The sequence below is a fragment of the Sphingomonas sp. genome (assembly GCF_036387535.1).
GTDB lineage: Bacteria > Pseudomonadota > Alphaproteobacteria > Sphingomonadales > Sphingomonadaceae > Sphingomonas_R.
On record NZ_DASVTO010000018.1, the window covers coordinates 44,178 to 65,157 of the forward strand.

General features: G+C 65.8%; 23 protein-coding genes and 1 pseudogene. 11 read left to right on the forward strand and 13 right to left on the reverse strand.

What is annotated here, in order from left to right; genetic code table 11:
• Window positions 1–103: 103 nt before the first annotated feature.
• The gene (locus VF649_RS01940) at window positions 104–1,873 is read right to left on the reverse strand and encodes a GDSL-type esterase/lipase family protein (RefSeq protein WP_331010273.1); all 1,770 of its coding nucleotides are present in this window, start codon (window positions 1,871–1,873) and stop codon (window positions 104–106) included.
• On the reverse strand, window positions 1,874–2,344 hold the full coding sequence (locus VF649_RS01945; protein ID WP_331010274.1) for a hypothetical protein: 471 nt from the start codon (window positions 2,342–2,344) through the stop codon (window positions 1,874–1,876).
• Between the two features lie 194 nt (window positions 2,345–2,538).
• Between VF649_RS01945 and VF649_RS01950 the strand changes: the two genes are divergently transcribed.
• The gene (locus VF649_RS01950; RefSeq protein WP_331010275.1) at window positions 2,539–3,006 is read left to right on the forward strand and encodes a PilZ domain-containing protein; all 468 of its coding nucleotides are present in this window, start codon (window positions 2,539–2,541) and stop codon (window positions 3,004–3,006) included.
• Window positions 3,007–3,054: 48 nt separating this feature from the next.
• Here the strand turns inward: VF649_RS01950 and VF649_RS01955 are convergent, their stop codons facing one another.
• The 3 genes from VF649_RS01955 to xrtV form a co-directional block, all read right to left on the reverse strand.
• A complete protein-coding gene (locus VF649_RS01955; protein ID WP_331010276.1) occupies window positions 3,055–3,927 on the reverse strand; it encodes a SurA N-terminal domain-containing protein in 873 nt (290 codons plus the stop codon).
• Window positions 3,928–3,994: 67 nt separating this feature from the next.
• A complete protein-coding gene (gene epsI, locus VF649_RS01960; RefSeq protein WP_331010277.1) occupies window positions 3,995–4,684 on the reverse strand; it encodes an exosortase-associated protein EpsI, V-type in 690 nt (229 codons plus the stop codon).
• Between the two features lie 8 nt (window positions 4,685–4,692).
• A complete protein-coding gene (gene xrtV, locus VF649_RS01965) occupies window positions 4,693–5,598 on the reverse strand; it encodes an exosortase V (protein WP_331010278.1) in 906 nt (301 codons plus the stop codon).
• A gap of 507 nt (window positions 5,599–6,105) precedes the next feature.
• Here xrtV and VF649_RS01970 point away from each other — a divergent pair.
• Window positions 6,106–6,792: a sugar transferase gene (locus tag VF649_RS01970; protein WP_331010279.1), complete on the forward strand. Its 687-nt coding sequence runs from the start codon at window positions 6,106–6,108 to the stop codon at window positions 6,790–6,792.
• Between the two features lie 19 nt (window positions 6,793–6,811).
• Here VF649_RS01970 and VF649_RS01975 read toward each other — a convergent pair whose 3' ends face one another.
• On the reverse strand, window positions 6,812–7,009 hold the full coding sequence (locus VF649_RS01975; RefSeq protein ID WP_331010280.1) for a hypothetical protein: 198 nt from the start codon (window positions 7,007–7,009) through the stop codon (window positions 6,812–6,814).
• Window positions 7,010–7,446: 437 nt separating this feature from the next.
• Here VF649_RS01975 and VF649_RS01980 point away from each other — a divergent pair, with 437 nt between their 5' ends.
• On the forward strand, window positions 7,447–7,881 hold the full coding sequence (locus VF649_RS01980) for a PadR family transcriptional regulator (RefSeq protein WP_331010281.1): 435 nt from the start codon (window positions 7,447–7,449) through the stop codon (window positions 7,879–7,881).
• A 41-nt stretch (window positions 7,882–7,922) separates the two neighbouring features.
• Window positions 7,923–8,702 (forward strand): siderophore-interacting protein, encoded by a 780-nt coding sequence (locus tag VF649_RS01985; RefSeq protein ID WP_331010282.1) that lies wholly within the window; start codon window positions 7,923–7,925, stop codon window positions 8,700–8,702.
• Between the two features lie 25 nt (window positions 8,703–8,727).
• Here the strand turns inward: VF649_RS01985 and VF649_RS01990 are convergent, their stop codons facing one another.
• Window positions 8,728–9,396, reverse strand: a complete 669-nt coding sequence (locus VF649_RS01990; RefSeq protein WP_331010283.1) for an OmpA family protein — start codon at window positions 9,394–9,396, stop codon at window positions 8,728–8,730.
• Between the two features lie 134 nt (window positions 9,397–9,530).
• Between VF649_RS01990 and VF649_RS01995 the strand changes: the two genes are divergently transcribed.
• Both VF649_RS01995 and VF649_RS02000 read left to right on the forward strand, forming a co-directional pair.
• Complete coding sequence (locus VF649_RS01995) at window positions 9,531–10,835, forward strand: hemolysin family protein (protein WP_331010284.1); 1,305 nt, start codon at window positions 9,531–9,533, stop codon at window positions 10,833–10,835.
• A 156-nt stretch (window positions 10,836–10,991) separates the two neighbouring features.
• The gene (locus VF649_RS02000) at window positions 10,992–13,652 is read left to right on the forward strand and encodes a beta-mannosidase (protein ID WP_331010285.1); all 2,661 of its coding nucleotides are present in this window, start codon (window positions 10,992–10,994) and stop codon (window positions 13,650–13,652) included.
• Between the two features lie 79 nt (window positions 13,653–13,731).
• Here the strand turns inward: VF649_RS02000 and VF649_RS02005 are convergent, their stop codons facing one another.
• From VF649_RS02005 to VF649_RS02030, 6 genes are all read right to left on the reverse strand, one after another.
• On the reverse strand, window positions 13,732–14,016 hold the full coding sequence (locus VF649_RS02005) for a CsbD family protein (protein WP_331010286.1): 285 nt from the start codon (window positions 14,014–14,016) through the stop codon (window positions 13,732–13,734).
• Window positions 14,017–14,165: 149 nt separating this feature from the next.
• Window positions 14,166–15,047 carry a hypothetical protein gene (locus tag VF649_RS02010; RefSeq protein ID WP_331010287.1) on the reverse strand — a complete coding sequence of 294 codons (882 nt, stop codon included), beginning with the start codon at window positions 15,045–15,047 and terminating at the stop codon, window positions 14,166–14,168.
• 26 nt (window positions 15,048–15,073) lie between these two features.
• The gene (locus tag VF649_RS02015; RefSeq protein WP_331010288.1) at window positions 15,074–15,274 is read right to left on the reverse strand and encodes a hypothetical protein; all 201 of its coding nucleotides are present in this window, start codon (window positions 15,272–15,274) and stop codon (window positions 15,074–15,076) included.
• Window positions 15,271–16,791 (reverse strand): PAS domain S-box protein, encoded by a 1,521-nt coding sequence (locus VF649_RS02020; protein WP_331010289.1) that lies wholly within the window; start codon window positions 16,789–16,791, stop codon window positions 15,271–15,273. Before VF649_RS02020 ends, VF649_RS02015 begins: the two co-directional genes overlap by 4 nt.
• A gap of 5 nt (window positions 16,792–16,796) precedes the next feature.
• On the reverse strand, window positions 16,797–17,162 hold the full coding sequence (locus tag VF649_RS02025) for a CsbD family protein (RefSeq protein ID WP_331010290.1): 366 nt from the start codon (window positions 17,160–17,162) through the stop codon (window positions 16,797–16,799).
• 251 nt (window positions 17,163–17,413) lie between these two features.
• Window positions 17,414–17,614, reverse strand: coding sequence for a hypothetical protein (locus tag VF649_RS02030; RefSeq protein WP_331010291.1), 201 nt, complete (start codon window positions 17,612–17,614; stop codon window positions 17,414–17,416).
• 118 nt (window positions 17,615–17,732) lie between these two features.
• Here VF649_RS02030 and VF649_RS02035 point away from each other — a divergent pair, with 118 nt between their 5' ends.
• The 5 genes and pseudogenes from VF649_RS02035 to VF649_RS02050 all read left to right on the forward strand — a co-directional run.
• Window positions 17,733–17,891 (forward strand): hypothetical protein, encoded by a 159-nt coding sequence (locus VF649_RS02035; RefSeq protein WP_331010292.1) that lies wholly within the window; start codon window positions 17,733–17,735, stop codon window positions 17,889–17,891.
• Window positions 17,892–18,362: 471 nt separating this feature from the next.
• Window positions 18,363–19,637: a sodium:proton antiporter gene (locus VF649_RS02040; protein WP_331010293.1), complete on the forward strand. Its 1,275-nt coding sequence runs from the start codon at window positions 18,363–18,365 to the stop codon at window positions 19,635–19,637.
• Between the two features lie 37 nt (window positions 19,638–19,674).
• Window positions 19,675–19,911 (forward strand): hypothetical protein, encoded by a 237-nt coding sequence (locus VF649_RS02045; RefSeq protein WP_331010294.1) that lies wholly within the window; start codon window positions 19,675–19,677, stop codon window positions 19,909–19,911.
• Between the two features lie 68 nt (window positions 19,912–19,979).
• Window positions 19,980–20,174: pseudogene (locus tag VF649_RS15185) on the forward strand (chloride channel protein); the annotation flags it as partial.
• 119 nt (window positions 20,175–20,293) lie between these two features.
• Window positions 20,294–20,980 (forward strand): GAF domain-containing protein (locus VF649_RS02050; RefSeq protein ID WP_331010295.1); only part of this gene is annotated, 687 nt, incomplete at its 3' end.

Sequence of the window (20,980 nt, forward strand, 5' to 3'; positions counted from 1 at the left end):
TGATCATCGTGAACCCCCCGGCCGCATGTACGGGCCGGCGGTTAACACAGGATGGATAATCAAGGCCAGCGGCCCCGCGCTTCCGCAACGGAACCGCCGATCCTCAGACCAGCTTCACCTTCTCCGCCACTCCCGCGGCGCGCATCAGTTCGTGCCCGTGCCCGCCGGGATGCAGTCCGTCGGCGGTCACATAGGCGCGCACCGGTGTGCCCGCGGCATGCGCCTTGGCGATGGTCGGCGCCTGCGCCTGCGGGGGCTGGATCTGGTTGCGGAGCAGCGTGACGGTATAGGGGCCGCTTCCGCTGACCGCCGCGGCGATATAGCCGCCATCCTGATCCGCACGGCCAAGCCCGAACACCAGCATCGCCCCCAGCGGCGGAGCGGCGTCCAGCGTCACCTGCGTCGGCCCGGCGCTGCCGTTCGGGCGCCAGCCATCGGTCGGCACCTCCGCCGTCAGCACGGCCTGGAACGGCAGCACGCGCCACCGATCCGGGCTGTTGCCGCCAACTGCGGGTGCCACGTCGATCGGCGCCGCGAATCCCGCCGGCTGTGACCGGATCCACGCATTATACCGTGACCAGTCGCTGGGGGCCGGGCCGAAGCGTGTGCTGAAAAACGCCTGCCCCGCCTCGTCCGACCAGAAGTTGGTCGTCTTGTCGGTATCGGGCGTGATCGTCAGCGGGTGGACCGGCGCATCGGCGCGCAACCCGGCCAACGCAGCGCGCAGCCCGCCATAGCGCATCTGCACCGTCGTCAGATCGGCATCCTGCAACAGATCGTTCAGCCCCAACGACAGCAGCACATGCGTCCACGGCACGTTCGGCAACAGCGCGGCGATCCGCGACAGCAGCGGCACGATGGCGCCCGTAACCTGATCGATGCGCAGGCCGCTGACCGCATAATTGGCATGGGCCAATCGTCGCGCCGGATCGTCCAGCATCTTGCTCGCAAAGCCGCGATTGCCGCGCGCATCGGCCATGACAAAGGGTTCGACCTGCCCAGCCGGCACGCTGTCACCCAGCACCAGCACGACCGGCGACCCATCCCAGCCCTTGCCCACCATCGCGATCGGGGACCAGTGCGCCCCCGCCGAAAACCCCTGCCCCACCGCGCCGCTGTCGACCAGGCTGGCGCGGCTGGTCGATCCGGTTGCGATGCCGTCGCCATTCTGCAGCAGATAGTCGGTCTGCCCGACATAGGATTGCCCGACCTGGACATTGCCGGCGGAGAGATAGGCGAACACGCTGTTCGCGGCGAGCGGGGTCGCCAGGGGATCCGACAGGACCAGCCCGTCGTCGGGGATCACGCAACCCTGCACACCGCCATAGCTCAGCGGCAGTGTGGTCGATCCGACCCGCACGCCGTCGCGTTCGATCGTTACCGGATTGCCCGCGCCCTGCGCGGCGCCGCCCCGGATCGATCCGTTCCAGAACAGGAAGCGCGCCTCGCGCACCTCCCAATTGGGTGTGGCGAAACTGCGCCGCGTAGCGAAGAAGCGATTGCCCGCCACCGCGGCCGCGGTCCGCCCGACGTTCAGCCCGAACCGCGTCGCGGCGAACGTCACCGCCTGCGGCGCGCCGACGAAGGACAGCGTCTCGGCCGCCTCGCGCGTGCCGTCGGCGCTGATCGCGCGGATCTTCACGGCATAGCGCGTACCGTCGACCGGTGCTTCGCCGCCGCGCACGATGCAATTGCCTGCCAGGCCCAACGATGCGGGCACGGTGCCCACTGCCTCATAGCGCGTCGCGCCCTCGAACGGATTGGACAGCGTCGCGATCACGCTGCCAGCCGCCGCCGGTCCGAATCGCGTCTGATCGGCCGTCAGCCGGACGCCGCCGGCCCCGATGGCATTGCCGATGTCCCGGATCGCCATCTACCACTCCCGCGCGGAAAAGGTCTGGCCCGCGGCCGTGCCCAGAATCGACAGCGCGGTCGCCGGTACGCCGCTTGCCGGACATTCGTACAATTGCCCCGGTCCGATCCGGAGCGCCGGCGATCCCGCAACCGCGGTGCCGGTGCCGTTCAACCACAGATCGCCGGTCGACAGATTCTGGACGAAGAACCCGCGTCGGGTCGCCGATGCCGGCGCCAGGACCTGTGCTACCCCGGCAACCGCGATCATGCCCGATCGATCGCTGTACATGACGGTGCGGCCCGCCGCGGCGACGGGCAGCGGATGCTCGTCGTCCACCGCGACCGCGGCCGCACCGCTCGCCCCGAACGACAGCGCGCTGCGCGGCACGAACCCACCCGGCGCATCCACCAGCGGCGGTGCTGCCGCCGCCACCGCGGTCCATGCGACACCCGCCGCCGCCAACATCGCTGACCCCACCCGTCCGATCATCACCGTCTCCCCCGCAGAAGATCGGCCAGCTAACGGGTTACATTCGTGTAGGACAGAGTTTTTTGCCTATCTGGTTATGTGATGAGGCACCGTCATCGACAGGGTTCATCATGCCCGGGGGCAAACCTCCGGCTTTTAGTCCTTTCTTAACCGCACGCGCGCTACCGATCAGGTTCGATCGCAAGGACCAGTCGATGGCGGCCACTCATCACTACAGCCCGGTTCCCTCCACCGACCGCCGTGATGCGGACCGGCGCCCGGTCGATCGACCGAGCACGTTCCGCCCCGACTCGGCGGCGCCGGTCGATGTTGTGGTCCACGACCTGTCCGCGACCGGTTTTCGGGTCGCGATCGACAACCCGCCCTTGATCGGAACAGCGGTCAGCATCGGCTTGCCGGGCCTGGGTCGGCGCACCGGCACCGTCACGCGTCTTACGGCCGACGGTGCGGCATGCCAGTTCACGACCCCGCTCGACATCGCCAGCGTGACACAGGCGTTCGCGGTCGATCCTGTCGTGATCGGCCCGTTCATCGCGCTACCCACGCCCGATCTCGACCTTGATCACGAACCCCATGTGGACAAATGGCACCCCGCTCTTCGGCTCACGCTGATCCTCGCGATCACCTCCGCCGCCTGGACGACGATCTTCCACCTGATCTGATCATCGACGGGGTGTCCCGATCGGCGTCGCGCCGACCGGGACGTCACTTCATTTGCCGGCCGGTGCGGCTGCACCCTTCGGGGCGGCCGGCGGTGCGAAGCCGGGCTGGTAGTCGATCTTGGCACTCTGGCGCAGGCTGCGGATCTGGTTCTCCACCATCGTGCGCCCCGCCTGCTGCGCCAATGCGGCCTTGGCGGCGGTCATCTGCCGGTCCTCCGGCACCGGCGCATTGCGGATGTCGCTGATCACGTTGGACATCAACATGCCATCGCTGATTGCCACGATCGGCTCGCCCGCCGGCAGCTTCACCAGCTGATTATATTGCGCCTGGCTCATCTGCATCGAATCGAGGGTCGCCTGCCCGCGCTCCACCGGGTGACGCTGCGACTGCAGAAAGGCCGCGACGGCATCGTTGGTCTTCAACGGCTGCAACTGCGCCGGGCTGATCCCGGACGCGGTGCTGCGGATCTGATCGACCACGAACACCTTGCGTTCCCCGAACATCTGAGGATTGGCGGCGATGAACGCCTGCACCTCGCCCTCACTCGGTACGTCCAGCTTCGATCCCCAGCGCTGGATCAGCTGCTGCACCATCAACACCTCGCCCGCGCGCTGGACCGCGGCCAGATATTCCGGCGTCTTGTCGATGCCTTCCTTCTTCGCCTGCGCGACCAGCAGCTTGCGATTGACGACCTGTTGCACCAACGCCGGCTGCAGCTTCTTCAGATTATCCTCGGACGGCGTCGCGCCGTTGCCGCTGGCTTGCAATTCCGTCACCAGATCGCGCCGGGTGATGTCGTCGCCGTCGACATTCGCCACCACCTGGCCGCTCGGTGTCTTGCTCCCGCATCCCGACAGCCCGACCACGGCAACCGCCAGCATCAGTCCCGCACGGCGCGCCGTGCGCCTACCCCCGATCATCCGCAAAATCATCTTCCTCTTCATTGGTGGCGCCCGTCATATCCCGGCCGGGTCCGATTGGAACTGTTCAGGCTTGCCCCAGCAACAGCCGGCGCCCATCCCGGCCCAGGCTGGCCAGAAGCGCGGTGTTGAAAGTGGCGACCGGCGCCAGCGACTCGGTGCGCGACGGTGACAGGACGGACACCCGGACCAGCACGCCGTCGGGCATCCCGCCGCGGACATTGGCGTTGAAGATCGCCAGCTTTTCCGTCCACTGATCCTTCGGGAACGTGTTCCCGATCCGGGTCCAGTAATAGACCTGCTCGCTGCGGTCGCCGCGCTCTACGCTCAGATAGGTTGCCTCGGCACCCGGAACCCCGGTCAGCGGCTCATAGCCGGTTTCGCGGATGGCATAGCCCGCCGCAGGATAGCAGACCTCGGGCCGATGCACCTGCAACCCCGCATCCTGCGCGCTGCCATAGGCGATCAGCAGCATGATGCCGGGACCGGTCGGGCCCGCCGAATAGACCCGCGTCAGTACCGCGTCATAGATGCGCTCGCTCAGTTCGTCCTGCGGCGGCACCACCAGCCCGCTCGCGGTGACATAGCGATAGGGGCCGATCTGGTTGGGGATCGCGCGCTCCAGCAAACCTTCCGGCGGCGCGGCCAGCAACCGCTTGGGGCTCAGCGCGGTCGCCGCCGCAGCGGCGGCCAGGATGGTGCCACCAACCAGAAATTGCCGGCGATCGGACACCGGCGCCATTGTCCGGGTCGACATCGCGTCACTCATGCCACGGTCCTCCGCGCCAGCCGGCGCCGGACCGGCGACAGCAGGTGATCGACGCCCATCAGCGTGAACAAGGCGATGAAGAACATCATCAGTCCGGCCGCTTCATGCAGCATGCCCTGCGCCACCGCATCGCCGAAATAATGCGTCATCAGCATCAGGATGATGACCCGTGCCAGATTGGTCAGGATGGCGATCGGCAGCACCAGCACCGCCAGCAGCAAGGCATAGCGCCAATCGGCCCGGTGCCGAAGGAAGATGTAGAACAGCCCGATCGCGAGCAGGCTCATGATCGAGTTCATGCCCGAACAGGCCTCCGCCACCAGCAATTCATATTGATCGATGAAAATGGTGGTTCCACTGCTCGCCACCTGAAAACCCAGCAGGCCCATCACTTCGACCGCCGTGGCGGATATGGCCAGCTTCAGCAGGCGCGTTGCCGGCGCGATCACCGAATAGGGCGGCGGCGTCAGGAACAGCAGATACAGAATCGGGAACCACAAGGCGCGCAATTTGGCCATGCCGACATAGGCATGCAGTGCCGCGATCAGCACCACGCTGACACCCAGCCATTCCAGCCACAGGATTCCCGCCACGCGGCCGAGCAGATAGCCGAGCGCGGCAATAACGATCGGAACCAGCGCCCGGATCGGCCCGGGCCGGCGTGCGGGCACACGCGACGCCGCAACCTCGTTCCACAGCAACCACAATCCGGTCGCCAGGATGATGGGCCCCTGCGCGCCCTGTTCCGTCGTCCAGACTTGCCGGCCCAGCTTCGCCAGGCTGGGGATGGCGAGGATCGCCGCCGCGATGCCGACGAACCAGTAGGTCCGGAGCACCGCGATCACGCCGCCCAGCATCGGTGCGGTCCGGTTCGCCGGCTCCCAGTTTCTTGCGTCCGTCATCCCGCGGCATTACCGCGAAATCCTTACACTTCCTAGCGCAAGATGATGGAACCGATGTCTCCTTTGTCTCTTCCACCCCCCGCTAATATGGGTGCGCAACAACAGATGCTGCGGCAGTAGACGACGGAACGTGGCCGGACGGGATCGGTCCTCGGCCAACGGTGTGTTAATCTTCGTTCGATAAGGCCTTTTTTTGGGCAGAGGATATGCTGACAGTATGTCAACGGAGCCCCGGAATGTCACGGATCGAACCGACGCGCGTATCGGCTGGCCGGATTTTAAGGTTGAGACGCCGCCAAACTGGCTGGATATGGCGCGGCGTTTCTGATTCCGCTTTGGAATCCGGTGTGGGTCGGATTAACGCCGCTTCCACGATCTTGGGTAAACCGCTCATTGGGGGGATCGTGATCGTGGCGGCAGGATCGGCCGAACAGGTCGTCATTCCGGCCGTATTCGGTCGCAATGAGTGCCAAGATACTGTTTTCAGGGTTTGAAATGGGGTCGCCGATGCGGAATGTCACGACGGTAGGCGAGGATACCGATCCGTTCCTGTTCGTCGATATTCCGCCGCATCCCCGGTCCGCGTCTCGAATCGCCACGCGTGCGCTCGATATCGTCGTGGCCCTTCTGTCGATCCTGTTCCTGCTGCCGCTGCTGATCCTGGTGTCGATCGCGGTGTTCGTCTCGGATCCGGGTCCGGTGCTGTTCAAGCAATCACGCCTCGGCCATCGCGGCCGCTATTTTCCCTGCTACAAATTCCGGACGATGGTGCGCGACGCGGATGCGCGGCTGACCGAGTTGCTGCTGACCGACCCGGAAGCGCGCGCGCAGTGGGACCGTGACCACAAGTTGAAGGACGATCCCCGCATCATCGGCATCGGCCGATTCCTGCGCAAGAGCAGCATCGACGAATTGCCGCAGTTCTTCAATGTTCTGAAAGGGGAGATGAGCCTGGTGGGTCCGCGCCCCATCGTGGAGAAGGAAAAGGCCCGCTACGGTCGCTACATCACGCATTATTGCAGTGTGAAGCCCGGGATCACCGGGCTCTGGCAGATCAGCGGGCGGAACGACACGACCTATCGCCGCCGCGTCGCCCTTGACGTGGCCTACAGCCGATCCAAGTCCCTGAAGCTCGACATTCGCATTCTGCTGAACACCATACCCAGTGTCTTGCTGGCCAAGGGTTCCTACTGACGCAGGCGCCCGCTGGTCGTCAGGCGACGACCGCCAGGATCACCATCCACAGCATCAGGCTTACGATACCGATGATCAGCAGGCTCATGCCCGCGGTCAAGCGGGATGGCCGGTTATGGCCGATGCCCGGCGTCTTGCTGCGCAGCGAAACCAGGCGAAACCGCCCCGTCGCTTGATGGTTGATGATCTGCGGACGCAGAACGTACCGAACGGACATATCTTCTCCTGTCTGAGGGCCGTTAAGGCCTCCCGCAATCAACGGCCGGGTGGCGATTTTTCTCCATCCGTCCCGAAATAGAACGGCGTTGGCACGATTGGGAGTGCGCCACGGATCGTGGACAGCCTGTTCCCCGCGCAAAACCGACAGGGCTGATCCTGAAGCTGCACACAGCGTGCGCCGGCGAATGCGGCTTTTTCCTTTCGATCGTAGCGCCACAGCCAAAAGCGTCTTGACTCGATCGTTTTAAGATATATCTTAGCGGCATCAAGACACAACGGAATGCAATCATGATCTCCATGAATCGAACATCTCACCCCCGCCGTGGTCGTTTCGGCGACGATGGCTTTGGCGGCTCCGACGCTTTCGCCGGTGGCGGGCATCGCGGCCGCGGTGGTCGCGGCGGTGGAAGACCACGGGTCTTCGACTCCGGCGAAATGCGGCTCGTGCTGTTGGCGCTGATCACCGAACAACCCCGCCACGGCTATGACCTGATCCGCGCCATCGAGGCACGCACCGGCGGCGCATACGCACCCAGCCCGGGCGTCGTCTATCCGACGCTCACCCTGCTGCTCGACGCCGGCCTTGCCGAAGAACGCGAAGCCGCGGGCACGCGGAAGCTGGTCGCGATCACCGATCAGGGCCGTGCCCTGCTGGTCGAACGCGAGGCGGACGTCCGGGTCGCGCTCGCCCGGCTCGATACATTAGCGACGATCACGGAGAAAACCGACGCCGCCCCCATCCGCCGCGCCATGCAGAATCTCAAGCTCGCACTCCACAATCGCCTGACGGACGAAGGCGCGGACAAGGCGACGTTGCTCGATGTCGCCGCGCTGATCGACGAGGCCGCAAGCAAGATCGAACGGCTGTAGGCCATCCCAACACGGTTCACCGACACACCCAGGAGCCCTGCATGACTCTCCACGAAATCCGCCGCGTCCGTCACGAACTGCGCCGGCGCACGCTCACCGTCACCGGGGTGACGCCGCTCACCCCGAAAATGCTCCGCATCCATCTGACCGGCGATCTCACCGGTTTCGACAGCGCGGGGTTCGATGATCACGTCAAGCTGCTGCTCGGCACGCCCGGCGCCGGTCCGGGGGAACCCGGTGCCCCCGGCGAGGGGCCGCGGCCGCCGATGCGGGATTACACCCCCCGCCTGTTCGACGTCGCGGCCGGCACGCTGGCGATCGATTTTGCGCTGCACGATGCCGGCCCCGCCACCGCCTGGGCGATGAACGCGGCCCCCGGCGATCGGATCGGGATCGGCGGCCCGCGCGGATCCGCGATCGTCCCGGACGATTTTGACTGGTATCTCATGGTGGGCGACGAAACCGCGCTGCCCGCCATCGGCCGCCGCCTATCCGAACTGCGCGCCGACGTCCCGGTGACGGTCATCGCCGCCGTAACCGGCCCGGACGAGGAGCAATCCTTCGAAACCCGCGCGAATCTGACCATGATCTGGGTGCATCGCGGCGAGGACCGGTCGAACGACCCCGCCCCGGTGTTGGCCGCCATCGCCGACGTTCCGTTCCCGCCCGGCGACGGCTTCGTCTGGATCGCCGCGGAAGCCAGCGTCGCCCGCGCCGCCCGCGCCCTCATCGTGGACACCCGCGGCCATCCGCTCGCCTGGACCAAGGCGTCCGGCTATTGGCAACATGGGCAGGCAGACGTCAGCGACAAGCTGATGTGATCACCACCGGATCGGGACGGCCCGCCTATCCGCGATCGTCGCGGACCGGAACGATCTTGATCTCGACGCGGCGGTTCTGCGCCCGGCCATCCGGCGTATCGTTCGACGCGACCGGCTGGGCGGCGCCGAACCCCTGCGTCGCCAGGCGCGCCGCCTGAACACCCCGCGTCGTCAGATAGTCCGCGACCGACTGCGCGCGGTTACGCGACAGCGGCAGGTTGATGGCATCGTTGCCGGTGGAATCCGTATGGCCGTAGATATCCACCAACGTCTGGTCATATTCCGACAGCGTCGCGGCCACCTTGTCGAGCGTGGCGCGGAACTGTGGCTGGATCGCATAGCTATTCGTATCGAACGTGATGCCGGACGGAATGTTGAGCAACAGTTCATCGCCTTCGCGACGCACCTCGACCCCGGTCCCGGCGGTCTGCTGGCGCAGTCGCTGTTCCTGCCGATCCATATAGCCGCCGACCGCGCCGCCGGCGATCGCACCGATCCCCGCGCCCAGGATCTTTTCGGTCCGGTCCCGTCGGCCGCCCAGCACGTCGCCTGCCAACAACCCGCCCAGCCCGCCCAGACCCGCGCCGATCGCGGCCTTGGATACCGTGCGCTGCCCGGTTTCCGGGTCGGTGACACAGGCGGTCGTGGTGGTCAGCACCAGCATGGCGGCGGCAATGATCTTGATATGGCGCATGGAACGGGCTCCCCTGATGAACGAAATCTGCCGGCGAACCGGTGTCTGCGTGGATGTTCCACCAATGCAGGTGAACGCGGGCTGATCGGGTTGTTGTCGGATCGACAGCTTTCGTTCAAAGACGGGCTGCGCCCATGACCGACGCCCTTGCCCCCTTCCCGTGGATCGACCTCGCGATCATCCTGGCGTTGATCGCGCTCAACGGCCTGTTCGCCATGTCCGAACTCGCGATCGTCTCCGCGCGCAAGCCGCGGCTGGAAGCAATGGCGCGCAGCGGCCGGCGCGGCGCCCGCACCGCGCTGACGCTGGCCGGCGACCCCGGGCGTTTCCTGTCGACGGTGCAGATCGGGATCACCCTGATCGGGATCGTCGCGGGCGCCTATTCCGGGTCCAGCCTTGGTGGGCCGGTCGGCGCACGGCTCGCGATGATCGGGATCCCGGCCAGTTGGGGTTTCGGCTTCGTCATCGCGCTCACGACCTATGTCTCGCTGATCATCGGCGAACTGGTGCCGAAACAATTTGCCTTGCGCGCGCCGGAATCGATCGCGGTGGTCATGGCGCCGGTCATGCGCGGCATGGCCTATGGCACCGCGCCGTTCGTGTGGCTGCTGGACGGCACCAGCCTCCTGATCTTCAAGCTGCTGCGGCTCGATCGCGAATCCGAAAATCATGTCACGGCGGAGGAACTCCACATGATCGTGGCCGAAGCCTCCAACGCCGGCGTGATCGAGGAGAGCGAGCGCGCGATCATCAGCGGGGTCGTGCGCCTGGCCGACCGCCCGGTGCGCGAGGTGATGACCCCGCGGATCGACGTCGCATGGATTGATCTGGATGCGGAACCGGAAACATTGGCGATGCGGTTGGCACAGATGCCGCACAGCCGGATTCCCGTCGCCAGCGGCTCGGTGGATGAAATCATCGGGATCGTCGAGGCGCGCGATCTCGTCGCGGCGCTCATCGCGGGTGAGACCATCGATCTTCGCGCGCTGATCCGCGATGCGCCGGTGGTGACCGACCGGATGGATGCCATGGACGTGCTGGGCGTGCTGCGCGAAGCGGAGGTGCCGGTCGCGCTGGTCCATGATGAATATGGACATTTCGAAGGGCTGGTGACCCCCGCCGATCTGCTGGCGGCGATCGTCGGTGCCTTCGCGTCGGACCGCGACGACGACAGCGACCCGCCGATCCACGAACGCGAGGATGGCAGTTTCCTGCTGTCCGGCTCCTGCGCGGCCGATACGATGGCCGATCGGCTGGGTTTTTCCCTGCCGGAGGATCGCGACTATGCGACGGTCGCGGGTTATGCGCTGTCCGTGCTGCGCCATCTGCCGAAGGTCGGCGAAACCTTCCGCGATCGCGACTGGCGGTTCGAGATCGTGGATATCGACGGGCGCAAGATCGACAAGGTGCTGGCTACCCGCGCAACCACAAGATCCTGAGCGGATCGACCGGGGGCGATCACAACCCCACTGCCCGCCGTCCGCATCAGGCATGCGATCGGTGATCAACGGCACCGACGGTGATGTTTTCAAGCTACCAAAGAAATACCAATTCAAATCGACAGCCGCGTCGACTCGTGCCACATCTCGGGCATGATGCTTTTCCACCGACTGTTGCTGGGTCTCGGCTTGAGCCTGATGCCCGTCCTTGCCGCCGCGCAGGCGCCGACCGCGCCAGCCGTTCGCCTGCTCGATCACGGGTGGCAGGTCCGGCTTGATCCCGCACATCCGAAGGCGACCGACCATCGCGCTGCCACGCGCTGGCTGTCCGCCACGGTGCCCGGAACCGTGCAGACCGACCTGCTGGCCAAGGGGCTGATCGCGGATCCCTGGCGCGGCGAAGGCGAGCGCGCGGCGCAATGGGTCGGGCTGTCCAACTGGCAATACCGACAACAGCTCGATCTTGACGCGGCGTGGCTGGCGCGCGGCAACATCGATCTGGTGTTTGAAGGGCTCGATACCTTCGCCACCATCAGCATCAACGGCGTCGTGGCGGGCCGGGCCGACAACATGTTCCGTACCTGGCGGATCCCCGCCAAATCCTTGCTCAAGCCCGGTCGCAACACGGTCGAAGTCGATTTCGAATCGCCCATTACCAGGCTGCAACCGATGGTCATGGCGCTGAAAACGCCGTTGCCCGGCGCCTATGATTCCGCGTTCGGCGATGAGCCGAAGGGGCGGCAGACCGCCAACTACGTGCGCAAGGCGGCCTATCATTATGGCTGGGACTTCACGCCGCGACTGGTCGCGATCGGCATCTGGAAACCGGTGCGGCTGGAAGCGTATGACAGCGTCCGGCTCGCCGATCTCCACGTCGACCAGATCCATCTCGATGACGAAGCCGCGGTGCTGGATGCGGTGGTCGAGGTCGTCGCGACCGCACCGCAGCCGGTGGAGGTCAAGGTGGACATCACCGCGCCCGACAGCGCGATCCAGACGATTTCGCGGCGCGTGACGCTGTTCGCCGGAACCAATCCGATCACCCTCCCCGCGCGGATCGAACGCCCGCAGCGCTGGTGGCCGGTCGGCTATGGCCGTCCGGACCTGTATACCGTAACCGCGACGATCGTGGCCGACGGGCGGGAAATCGGCCGCACCACGCATGATATCGGCCTGCGCACGGTCGAACTCCGCCGCGAACGGGATCGCTGGGGCCGCAGCATGGCGTTCGTCGTCAATGGCGTGCCGATCTTCGCCAAGGGCGCCAATCTCGAACCCGCGGACAGCTTCGGCTCGCGCGTGCCCGCCGCACGTACCGATGCGGTTCTGGAAGCGGCGATGGCCGCCAACATGAACATGCTGCGCATCTGGGGCGGCGGCTATTATCCCGATGACGCGCTGTACCGGAAAGCCGACCGGCTGGGCCTGATGCTGTGGCAGGATTTCATGTTCGGCAACGCCATCCCGACCGACGATCCAGCCTATCATGAAAACACGCGGCTGGAAGCGGTCGATCAGGTCCGCCGCCTCCGCGACCATCCCTCGCTCGTCATGTGGGTCGGCAATAACGAAGTGCAGACCGGCTGGGAGAATTGGGGCGACCGCAAGGCGTTCAAGGCGTCGATGACGCCCGACCAGCAGGAGGCGTTCGGCGCCAGCATCCGGCGGCTGTTCGACAAGGATCTGCGCGCGGTGGTCGCCCGCTATTCGCCGGCGACACCGTATTTCGGTGGTTCTCCCACCACCGACTATGACGGCCCGTCGGAACAGATGACCGATGGCGACGTGCATTATTGGGACGTCTGGGCGCGCTCGCCGCTGGAGAACTACCTGACGACGACACCGCGCTTCATGTCCGAATTCGGGCTGCAATCGATGCCCGACATGCGGACGGTCCGGTCCTTCCTCGCACCGGTGCGGCCGGAGGACATGCCCGTCCAGATCAGCGGCAGTGCCTATGACAGCGGCAAGGGCAATGGCCGCATCCTGGGCTATCTGCGCGCGGATTATGGCGAGCCGCGATCGTTCGTCGACTATGTCTATCTCAGCCAGCTTTATCAGGCCGAGGGATTGGAGATGGCGGTCCTGCACCAGCGTGCGGCGCGGCCTCAGACCATGGGAACGCTGTACTGGACGCTCAACGACACATGGCCGGGACTGATCAATTCCGTCTGGGCAGGGCAGGCCTGGGGCAGCATCGACTTCCACAACCGCTGGAAAGCCAGCCATTACCGCGCCAGGCGCTTCTACGCGCCGGTGACGATCGGGGCGGAGCGGGTGGCGGGAACGACCCGACTGACGCTGATTTCGGATCGGCGTGCCGCCTGGCCGGCACGCTGGCGCCTGCGCGTCGTCGACCGCGACGGGCGCCTGCGGTCGGACCGCAGCGGGCAGGTCAGCGCAGCGCCGCTCGCGGCGACTCCGCTCGCGGCGCTCGCCGATGCCGATCTGTTGCAGGGGGCCGACCCCGCCCGCTCGGTCGCGATCGCGGAACTGATCGAAAACGACGCGGTCGTCGCACGCAAGTTCGTCTATTTCGCCAAGGCCAAGGATCTCGCGCTGGTCGATCCGCAGCTGAGCGGCACGGTCTCACCGGCCGCCGGTGGTGGATATAGGCTGACGGTTTCCGCGCGGTCCCTGGCGCGCGGCGTGTGGATCGACTTTGCGGGGCTGGGCGCAACCCTGTCCGATAACGCCTTCGATCTGGCGGGCGGCGACACCGCAACGATCCACGTCACAACCACCGCATCGCTGCCCATGCTGCGCAAGGCCCTGACGCTGCGCAGTCTGTTCGGCGCCACGCTACCGCGGAAGTAAGCTGCGCCCTGGAGGATCCCGCTTCTGTGTCCAGCGGATCGGCAGGGGCGTGGATCAGCCCCTGCCTCCCGCGATGCGATTACCTGCCGCGCAGCGTGTTGACGATCGCAATGCCCAGCACACCGGCGACGGCGGCCGCGGTGAACGGGCGCTCGCGCGAGAACTGGCGGACATAGTCGATCAGCGGGCGAACGCTGCCTTCGACGGCATCGCGCGCTTCCCCGATGGTCTTTTGCACGGTGCCGCCAAGTTGATCGACCGCACCTTCGCTCTGCAAGCGCTTGTCGCCGATGGCGCCTCCGATGGTTTCCTTGATCTTGCCACCAAGATCCGTGGCAGAACCGCTGAGAATATCGGTGTTCATGATTGCTCCGTGAATGAAAGGGACAGTGTGGAGGGGGCAGCGAAGCCCGTTGCACCGGGAATATCCGTATCGCTGCCGACCCGGTCAGGTCTTCTTGGTCTCGCCCGACGCGCCCAACACGGCCGCATCGGCGGACCTGCTGCCAATGATCAGCGCAGCCGGCGACGGGTTGCCGCGGTGGCGCCAAGCCCCGAGGCCGCCGCGCCGATGAGCAGCGCCAGCACGAGAACGAACGACGTCCCTGCCGCAGCACCAGCGGCCTGGTCGGTTGCCGATTTCGCGGTCGCGATCGTCTCATTCTTGGTCTGGATGAACTGCTGCTTGGCGCGTGCGACCTGCGCCTGCGCCTCGGGACGGCTGATCTTGCGCTGCGCGGCGACGATGTCGACGATACGGCCTTCAGCCTGCCGAGCGTCCGCGCCACCCCGCGCCAATGCGGGCAGTTCTCGTGCGATTTCCTTTTGTGCCTGCTCCGCGGTCATCTGCGCGGGATCGCTCGGGGCGTCCGACAGATACGCCGCGGCCTGACTGCGCACTTCATTCTGGTCCAGACCGGCAACCGACGCGGCTGCCGGAGCGGCTGCGGCTACGGTCGATCCTGCTGCGCCGGCAACGGCACCGACCGTGCGGAACGCACCGCCGATGATCCCGCCGACCGCTGAGGTCAGGAGATACAGCGTCAGGATCAACGTGACGCCCCACACCACAAGGCCGTGAACGAGTGCATCGAAACGATCATGCGCGCCGGCCACGCGTGCCGCCGCGTATCCACCGGCGCCCAAGGCTATGATGGTCGTGATGAGCCAGTAGATGCCCGCACCGATCCCGAATCCTGCCGCACCGGGGGTCGTGCCTTCGACCGGATCGACCATCGTCAGGCCGATCCCGGCACCCAGAATACCGAGCACAAGCTGCACGGCCACGGCGATGACGACACCGGCAAAGATCGATCCCCACGACAAACGGGTGATCGTCTTGCCGGTATATGTTTCGTCCGTCGGCGCGAGGCCGGTGGTCATGTGGGTCGCCATGGTAACTCCTATGCTGTTGGTACATGTCATCGCGGTCGGGACCGCGAGGATTTCGGGTCGCGGGCAGCTTCGGCTGCACCTGCTTTCTTTTCGGCGGCGCCACGCTCCTGCACGGCATCGTCGCCGATAAGCTTGCCGATCGCCTCCTGAACCGAGCCCTTGATCTCGCGTTCAGCGGCCACCTTCTTCGTGGAAACCTTGCCCCCGGTTGTCGGCTTCACCGTCATGCTGCGGTCTCCTGATCGGGTCGTTCGGGCGCGATACCTTCACCGTCAAAACCACGGGCCCGGGCCCAGGCGACGGCGGCGATGCGGCGATTGACGCCGATCTTGGCGTAGATCCGCGCGACGTGGTTGCGAACCGTGTTGCCGGCGACGTCCAGCGCGCGTGCGATCTTCTTGTCGTCATAGCCGCGACAGATCAGCGCCAGCACCTCGCGCTCGCGCGCCGTGAGGTCGTCGAGGCCCGGTCCATCGGTGCCGGACAACGGCGCCCGCAGCCGGACCAGCTTGTCCATGATCGAGCGGCTGAACCAGCTGGTATCCTTCATCACCGCCTCGATCGCCTTGACCAGTTCGAGTTCGGTGGCCTTGCGCTGCGTGATGTCCTGGAACGCCCACAGCACGCAGGCATCGTCGCCCAGCCGGATCGATTCGGTCGACACGATGCAGTCGATCGTCGTTTGATCCTTGGCACGGATCCGGGCCTCGTGACTGCGCAGGTCCTGTCCGCCTTCGATCGACGCCTCGATCTCCGCCCGGACGGCGCTGCTCTCCCACAGCTCGACGTCGCCGAGCGGCCGGCCAATGATCTCGGTCGCGGCATAGCCCGTAAGGGCCGTGAAACTGGCGTTCACCTCGCAAAGCAGATGGCCGTCACGCGCGCCGATCGCCATCGGCACCGGTGCCATCTGGAATGTCCGCGTGAAGCGCTCTTCGCTGTGCCTGAGCGCCCCTTCCGCCTTTCGGCGCGGCTCCAGGTCCGCGAAGGTGAACAGCATGCAGGGCTGGTCACCCAGGTCGATCGGCTGCCCCGCAACGATGACGAGCTTCGTCCCGCCTTCCGCAAGTTCGAGTTCAGCTTCCATCTGCGGAATGGTGCGCCCTTCGCCGAGCCGTTCTTTGGCAAGATCGCGGCGGTCGGCTTCCCGGAGAACGTCGATGTCGTACACCGTCTTGCACAGCACCTGATCGCGCTGGTAGCCGGTCATTTCCAGGAAACCCTGATTGACCTTCACGAACCGCAAGTCGTTCAGGCGGCAGATGACGGCCGGTGCGGGGTTGGCGTTGAACGACTGTTCGAAACGGTCCTCTGCTTCATAGCGGGCGGACACATCCTGCACGATGAGCACCAGGCAGGCGGGCTCGCCATCGTCCGTATCGTTGAGCACGAGACTGCGGACCTGGTGGACCCAGCGCGGCGCATCTTCGCCGGCGGCCGTCACTTCGACCACGACTTCCGAAAAGGAGTCGCCGGCGACGACCCGTTCGACCGGATAGTCGTCTGCTTCCAGCCGGTGATTGTTGCGGTAGCGGAGCTGGAATCGCGCGCGATATTCGTCAACGGTCGCGCCAAGATCGGCGATGTCGCCGACGCCGTGCATCGCCAGGGCGGCATCGTTCGCCCAGAGCAGGCTCTGGTCGGGATCGATCAGGATCACGCCCTCGTCGAGACCGACGATGATCTGGCGCAGATGGCGCAGATCGGCGGTTTCCCGCAGGCTTTTGAACGACGCTTCGGCCATGACGGTCAGTCGCGTCGCGCATGAACGAGCCAGGCGATGCCGTAGCCGAGCATCGCCGCCGCCGTCACCCAGAGTACGCGCCTATCCTGAACGGTCCGCGCCGCAGCCTTTCCGCCTGTCTGTGCCCGATCGGCGATGCGCGCGCCGGCGATCTCCAGCTGCTCCCGCGCCGTGTCCGCCAGCGCGGGCGCGCTGTCGATCACGTCGCCGATGATGGACTTCGCACGGCCGTAGAGATGCTGCGCGCCACCTGCGACCTGATCGACGACGCCGTCGACCTTCCACTCGCGGCTGTCCGCCACATCTCCAACCGCCTTCTCGACCTTACCGCCGAGATACCGGGCGCCGCCTTGGAATTCATCCTTGTTCATCATGGGGTTCCTTGTGGAATGGATGGGCTTCGGTCGTTCATGGAACGACGCCGCAACCGGCTCCGCCTTGCCGATGGCAGACGCGCCGGCCGACGCAGTCGGTACGGCCGGCCAGCGCCATCGTACCCGGAAGCGTTGCTGTTTCGGCCTTCATCGCCGTCCTAGTCCTAATAGGCCGCCCAATTACGACCGGTTCGAACATATCAACGGCCTGGAGCGGAAACGCGTTCCTGGTATAGTTGCGCCAGGCTCTAGTCGGAAAATACCATGAGCCCGGCATTGGCCCGTTCCCGATAGAGCTCCTCGAAGCGCAGATGGATCGCCTTCGAACCCGGATCTTCGGACTTTTCCGCCATGCGGCGATGGTCGTCGGCGCGCTTGAGGAGATAATCGTGTTCGGCCGGCGCCAGGCGGCTCACAGGGTCGGCAGAAGATGCGCTCTGATAGGTCATCCTTGCGCGCTACCATCCCATGCCGCACCGGCATATCCTGCCGATCTACCTGTCCCCTGGTAGATCGGCCCCGAAACGAGGCGACATGGTGTGACAAGCCCCTGCTGCTCGTGCGGTCATGACGATAGTCAGCCGGTTTGATATTCGTGCTGTCCCAACATTCCGCATGCCAGGTTATGCCGGGCTGGAGATATGGCAGTGGAACACCCACTCCCTTTCGGAAACGGCGGCAGCGATCGCGGCATCGGTTATCGTTGCGATTGCCGTGACGGATTGACCCGGTCGAGCGCAGGAGAGCAACGGCCTTGCCATGCTTCTTGTGCCGCGCGTCCGGTCTGCAAGGCCGCGTGGGACAGTTGGCCGACATCGCGCCTTCGCTGATCGACCATTCCGCCCGCACATATATGTTCAGGCGGATCGAGACGCGCGCATGAAAATTCGATCATGAAGCTGTGGTTTAGCTGCCCTTGAATTGCGACACGCCTCCGAATCCCTGATGCTCCGTGATGGTCGCGTTTCTGTGGACGCCGGGGCCTGCATGGCGGGCCGCTTCGGCTGCGGTCCGTCGTCCTCCTGAAAACTGCAGAGGTATCCGGCGCAATCACCGTGAAAAGCGTGGGACGTGGTCGCATCGGTTTGGCATAGGCGTGCGTCATGGATACGATATTCAACATCGTCCGGTACTTGCGGGATCGATGCCGTCCCGTCTCGGGCGGACGGGCGATCGGGGCGCACGATGATCGATGGCATGATCGGTGGTCTGGCGTTGACTCCCCTCGACGCCGCGGCGATCCTGATCGTCCTTGCGGCGGCGCTCGGCTATCTCAACTTCCGGTTCCTCGGGCTGCCATCCTCGATCGGGCTGACGATCATGGGGGCCGTCGCGTCGCTGATCGTGGTCGCGATCGACCGGCTTTTTCCCGGCGCGGGACTGGGCCACGATATCGTGCGCTTCATCGCCGGCATCGACTTTCACGCCACGCTGATGGAAGGCATGCTGTCCTTCCTGCTGTTTGCCGGCGCGCTGCATGTCGACTGGCACGAAATGGCGCGCGGGCGTTGGCCGATCCTGGTCCTGAGCACGATCGGGGTTCTGTTTTCCACCGTGCTGATCGGGGGCGGATTCCTGCTGCTGGCGCGGATGGTCGGCTTCACCCTGCCCGCAATCTGGTGCTTCGTGTTCGGCGCGTTGATCAGCCCGACCGACCCGGTTTCCGTGATGGGCGTGCTGAAGCGGGCCAATGTCTCCCCCGCGCTGGAAGCGACGGTCGCGGGCGAAAGCCTGTTCAACGACGGCGTCGGCGTCGTGATCTTCACCATCCTGCTCGCCTCGGCCCTGTCCGGCGCGCCCTTCTCGCCCGCCGACGGTGTGCGGCTGTTCGCGGTCGAGGCCGGAGGCGGTGTCCTGCTGGGCCTGGCGATCGGTTGGATTGCATTCCGCGCGATGCGATCGATCGACGACTACAAGGTCGAGGTCCTGATCAGCCTTGCCGTCGTCATGGGCGGCTACACCATCGCCCGGCCGCTGCACGCCAGCGGGCCGGTCGCGATGGCCGTCGCCGGGCTCATCATCGGCAATGCCGGTGTCGCCCACGCGATGAGCGATACGACGCGCGACTATGTCCACAAATTCTGGGATCTGATCGACGACATCCTGAACACGGTCCTGTTCCTGCTGATCGGGTTGGAGGTGGTGACCATTCCGGGCGACGCGAGGCTGCTGATCCTGGGCGCCGCCGCCATCCCGCTGGCGCTGGCGGCCCGCCTGGTATCGGTCCTCCTGCCGCTGCGCGTCATCCGGTTGACACACCGGTCCGATCTCATCGCGCCGGTCACCCTGATCTGGGGTGGTCTGCGCGGCGGCATCTCGATCGCGCTGGCCCTCGGCCTGCCCGATGGGACCGCACGTTCCATCATCCTGGCGGCAACCTATGTCGTCGTCCTGTTTTCGGTCATCGTTCAGGGCGGTACGATCAAGCGGGTGTTGGAATGGCTCACGTTCAGACAAAGCGCGTCGCGGTGATCGGTGGCAACAGCAGCGCGCCGGCGGGGGATTGAGCATGGCGCGACGTGCCACGACCCAGCGCGCGCCGATATTGATCCGTCGCCACGGGCCGACCGCGCCCATCTGGCGGGGCCGCGCGGCCATCCTGAGCGGCGCGATCATGATCGGCATCGTCGCACTCGCCTTCGCCGCCGCCGCCGATCGCGCCGATGAGGCGTTCGCGACGATTGCGGCGCGCTGGTGGTGGGCACCGCTGTTGTCGACGCCGGCGGGCTACGCCGCGATCGCATGAACCACCAACAGGATCGCCCCGGCCGCCCGCGGTGGCCGCGGTCATGGGCTATGCACCCCGGCTGATGGCGCGCGCCACTGACCGCCGTCATCATCATCTCGGAAACCACGGCCAGCCGCGGCCTGATGATGCCCCTGGTCGCGTCCGCGCTGATCGCGGATTGGGTGGCACAGGCTCTGTCGAAAGAACGTTTATATCATGTATTGGCCCAAGGGTTCATCCGACGCAGCGAAAGGGACGAGCCGGACGTTCCTGCCCACTGAGGCCATGCCGATCATGCGCCAGCGTGATGCGATATCGGGACCGCCGTTACAGCGGCGCCGCGATACCGTGTCAGAATGCGCTGGCCCAAGGGGGTAAGGCCCGACCGGAAGGAGCCGCCATGGTCGACGACAAAGATCAAGCAAAGCAAGCCTTTGCGCCCGATGCCCAGGCTGCGCTGGTCCGCGCGGCGGCGCTGAGCGCGGCCCAGAACCGGGCACTTGAGCTTGCGGTCGGCAACGCGCCCCTGCCGGAGACGCTGGAGGCGATCGTCGCGACGGTGGAGAAGCTGTCCAGTTCCGGTCTGCTCACCGCCATTCTCCTGCTCGACGAAACGGGGGCCCGCCTTCGTCATTGTGCTGGGCCCAGTCTGCCCGCCGCCTATAATATGGCGATCGACGGGCTGGCGATCGGGCCCGACGTCGGTTCATGCGGCGCCGCGGCCTATCGGAACACCCCGGTGTTCGTATCCGATATCGCCGTGGATCCCCTGTGGGTCGGGTTTCGCGATCTGGCGCTGGAACATGGGCTGCGCGCGTGCTGGTCGATCCCGATCCGGTCGTCCCATGGCGCGGTGCTGGGGACGTTCGCCATGTATCATCACACGCCGCGCGCGCCGACGCCTACCGATCTGGAGATCGTGGATTTTGTCGTGCGGACCGCCGGCCTGGTCATCGAACGCTCCAATGCCGAAGCGGCAACCCGGCGGAGCGAGGCGCGCTATCGGCAGATCGTCGAGGGTGCGGAGGATTTCGCGATCATGACCTTCGATGCCGAACGCCGGATTACGGGCTGGAACAGTGGCGCG

What these genes read in the sequence shown, in the direction of transcription:
- VF649_RS01950 (WP_331010275.1), top strand. Translation starts at nt 2,539, where the DNA reads ATGGCGGCCACTCATCACTACAGCCCGGTTCCCTCCACCGACCGCCGT.
- VF649_RS01990 (WP_331010283.1), bottom strand. Translation starts at nt 9,396, where the DNA reads ATGCGCCATATCAAGATCATTGCCGCCGCCATGCTGGTGCTGACCACC.
- VF649_RS01995 (WP_331010284.1), top strand. Translation starts at nt 9,531, where the DNA reads ATGACCGACGCCCTTGCCCCCTTCCCGTGGATCGACCTCGCGATCATC.
- VF649_RS02020 (WP_331010289.1), bottom strand. Translation starts at nt 16,791, where the DNA reads ATGGCCGAAGCGTCGTTCAAAAGCCTGCGGGAAACCGCCGATCTGCGC.
- VF649_RS01980 (WP_331010281.1), top strand. Translation starts at nt 7,447, where the DNA reads ATGCGGCTCGTGCTGTTGGCGCTGATCACCGAACAACCCCGCCACGGC.
- VF649_RS02015 (WP_331010288.1), bottom strand. Translation starts at nt 15,274, where the DNA reads ATGACGGTGAAGCCGACAACCGGGGGCAAGGTTTCCACGAAGAAGGTG.
- VF649_RS01970 (WP_331010279.1), top strand. Translation starts at nt 6,106, where the DNA reads ATGCGGAATGTCACGACGGTAGGCGAGGATACCGATCCGTTCCTGTTC.
- xrtV (WP_331010278.1), bottom strand. Translation starts at nt 5,598, where the DNA reads ATGACGGACGCAAGAAACTGGGAGCCGGCGAACCGGACCGCACCGATG.
- VF649_RS02030 (WP_331010291.1), bottom strand. Translation starts at nt 17,614, where the DNA reads ATGACCTATCAGAGCGCATCTTCTGCCGACCCTGTGAGCCGCCTGGCG.
- VF649_RS01945 (WP_331010274.1), bottom strand. Translation starts at nt 2,344, where the DNA reads ATGATCGGACGGGTGGGGTCAGCGATGTTGGCGGCGGCGGGTGTCGCA.
- VF649_RS02005 (WP_331010286.1), bottom strand. Translation starts at nt 14,016, where the DNA reads ATGAACACCGATATTCTCAGCGGTTCTGCCACGGATCTTGGTGGCAAG.
- epsI (WP_331010277.1), bottom strand. Translation starts at nt 4,684, where the DNA reads ATGTCGACCCGGACAATGGCGCCGGTGTCCGATCGCCGGCAATTTCTG.
- VF649_RS02040 (WP_331010293.1), top strand. Translation starts at nt 18,363, where the DNA reads ATGATCGGTGGTCTGGCGTTGACTCCCCTCGACGCCGCGGCGATCCTG.
- VF649_RS01985 (WP_331010282.1), top strand. Translation starts at nt 7,923, where the DNA reads ATGACTCTCCACGAAATCCGCCGCGTCCGTCACGAACTGCGCCGGCGC.
- VF649_RS02000 (WP_331010285.1), top strand. Translation starts at nt 10,992, where the DNA reads ATGCTTTTCCACCGACTGTTGCTGGGTCTCGGCTTGAGCCTGATGCCC.
- VF649_RS01975 (WP_331010280.1), bottom strand. Translation starts at nt 7,009, where the DNA reads ATGTCCGTTCGGTACGTTCTGCGTCCGCAGATCATCAACCATCAAGCG.
- VF649_RS02045 (WP_331010294.1), top strand. Translation starts at nt 19,675, where the DNA reads ATGGCGCGACGTGCCACGACCCAGCGCGCGCCGATATTGATCCGTCGC.
- VF649_RS02035 (WP_331010292.1), top strand. Translation starts at nt 17,733, where the DNA reads ATGACGATAGTCAGCCGGTTTGATATTCGTGCTGTCCCAACATTCCGC.
- VF649_RS01940 (WP_331010273.1), bottom strand. Translation starts at nt 1,873, where the DNA reads ATGGCGATCCGGGACATCGGCAATGCCATCGGGGCCGGCGGCGTCCGG.
- VF649_RS01955 (WP_331010276.1), bottom strand. Translation starts at nt 3,927, where the DNA reads ATGATCGGGGGTAGGCGCACGGCGCGCCGTGCGGGACTGATGCTGGCG.
- VF649_RS02025 (WP_331010290.1), bottom strand. Translation starts at nt 17,162, where the DNA reads ATGAACAAGGATGAATTCCAAGGCGGCGCCCGGTATCTCGGCGGTAAG.
- VF649_RS02010 (WP_331010287.1), bottom strand. Translation starts at nt 15,047, where the DNA reads ATGGCGACCCACATGACCACCGGCCTCGCGCCGACGGACGAAACATAT.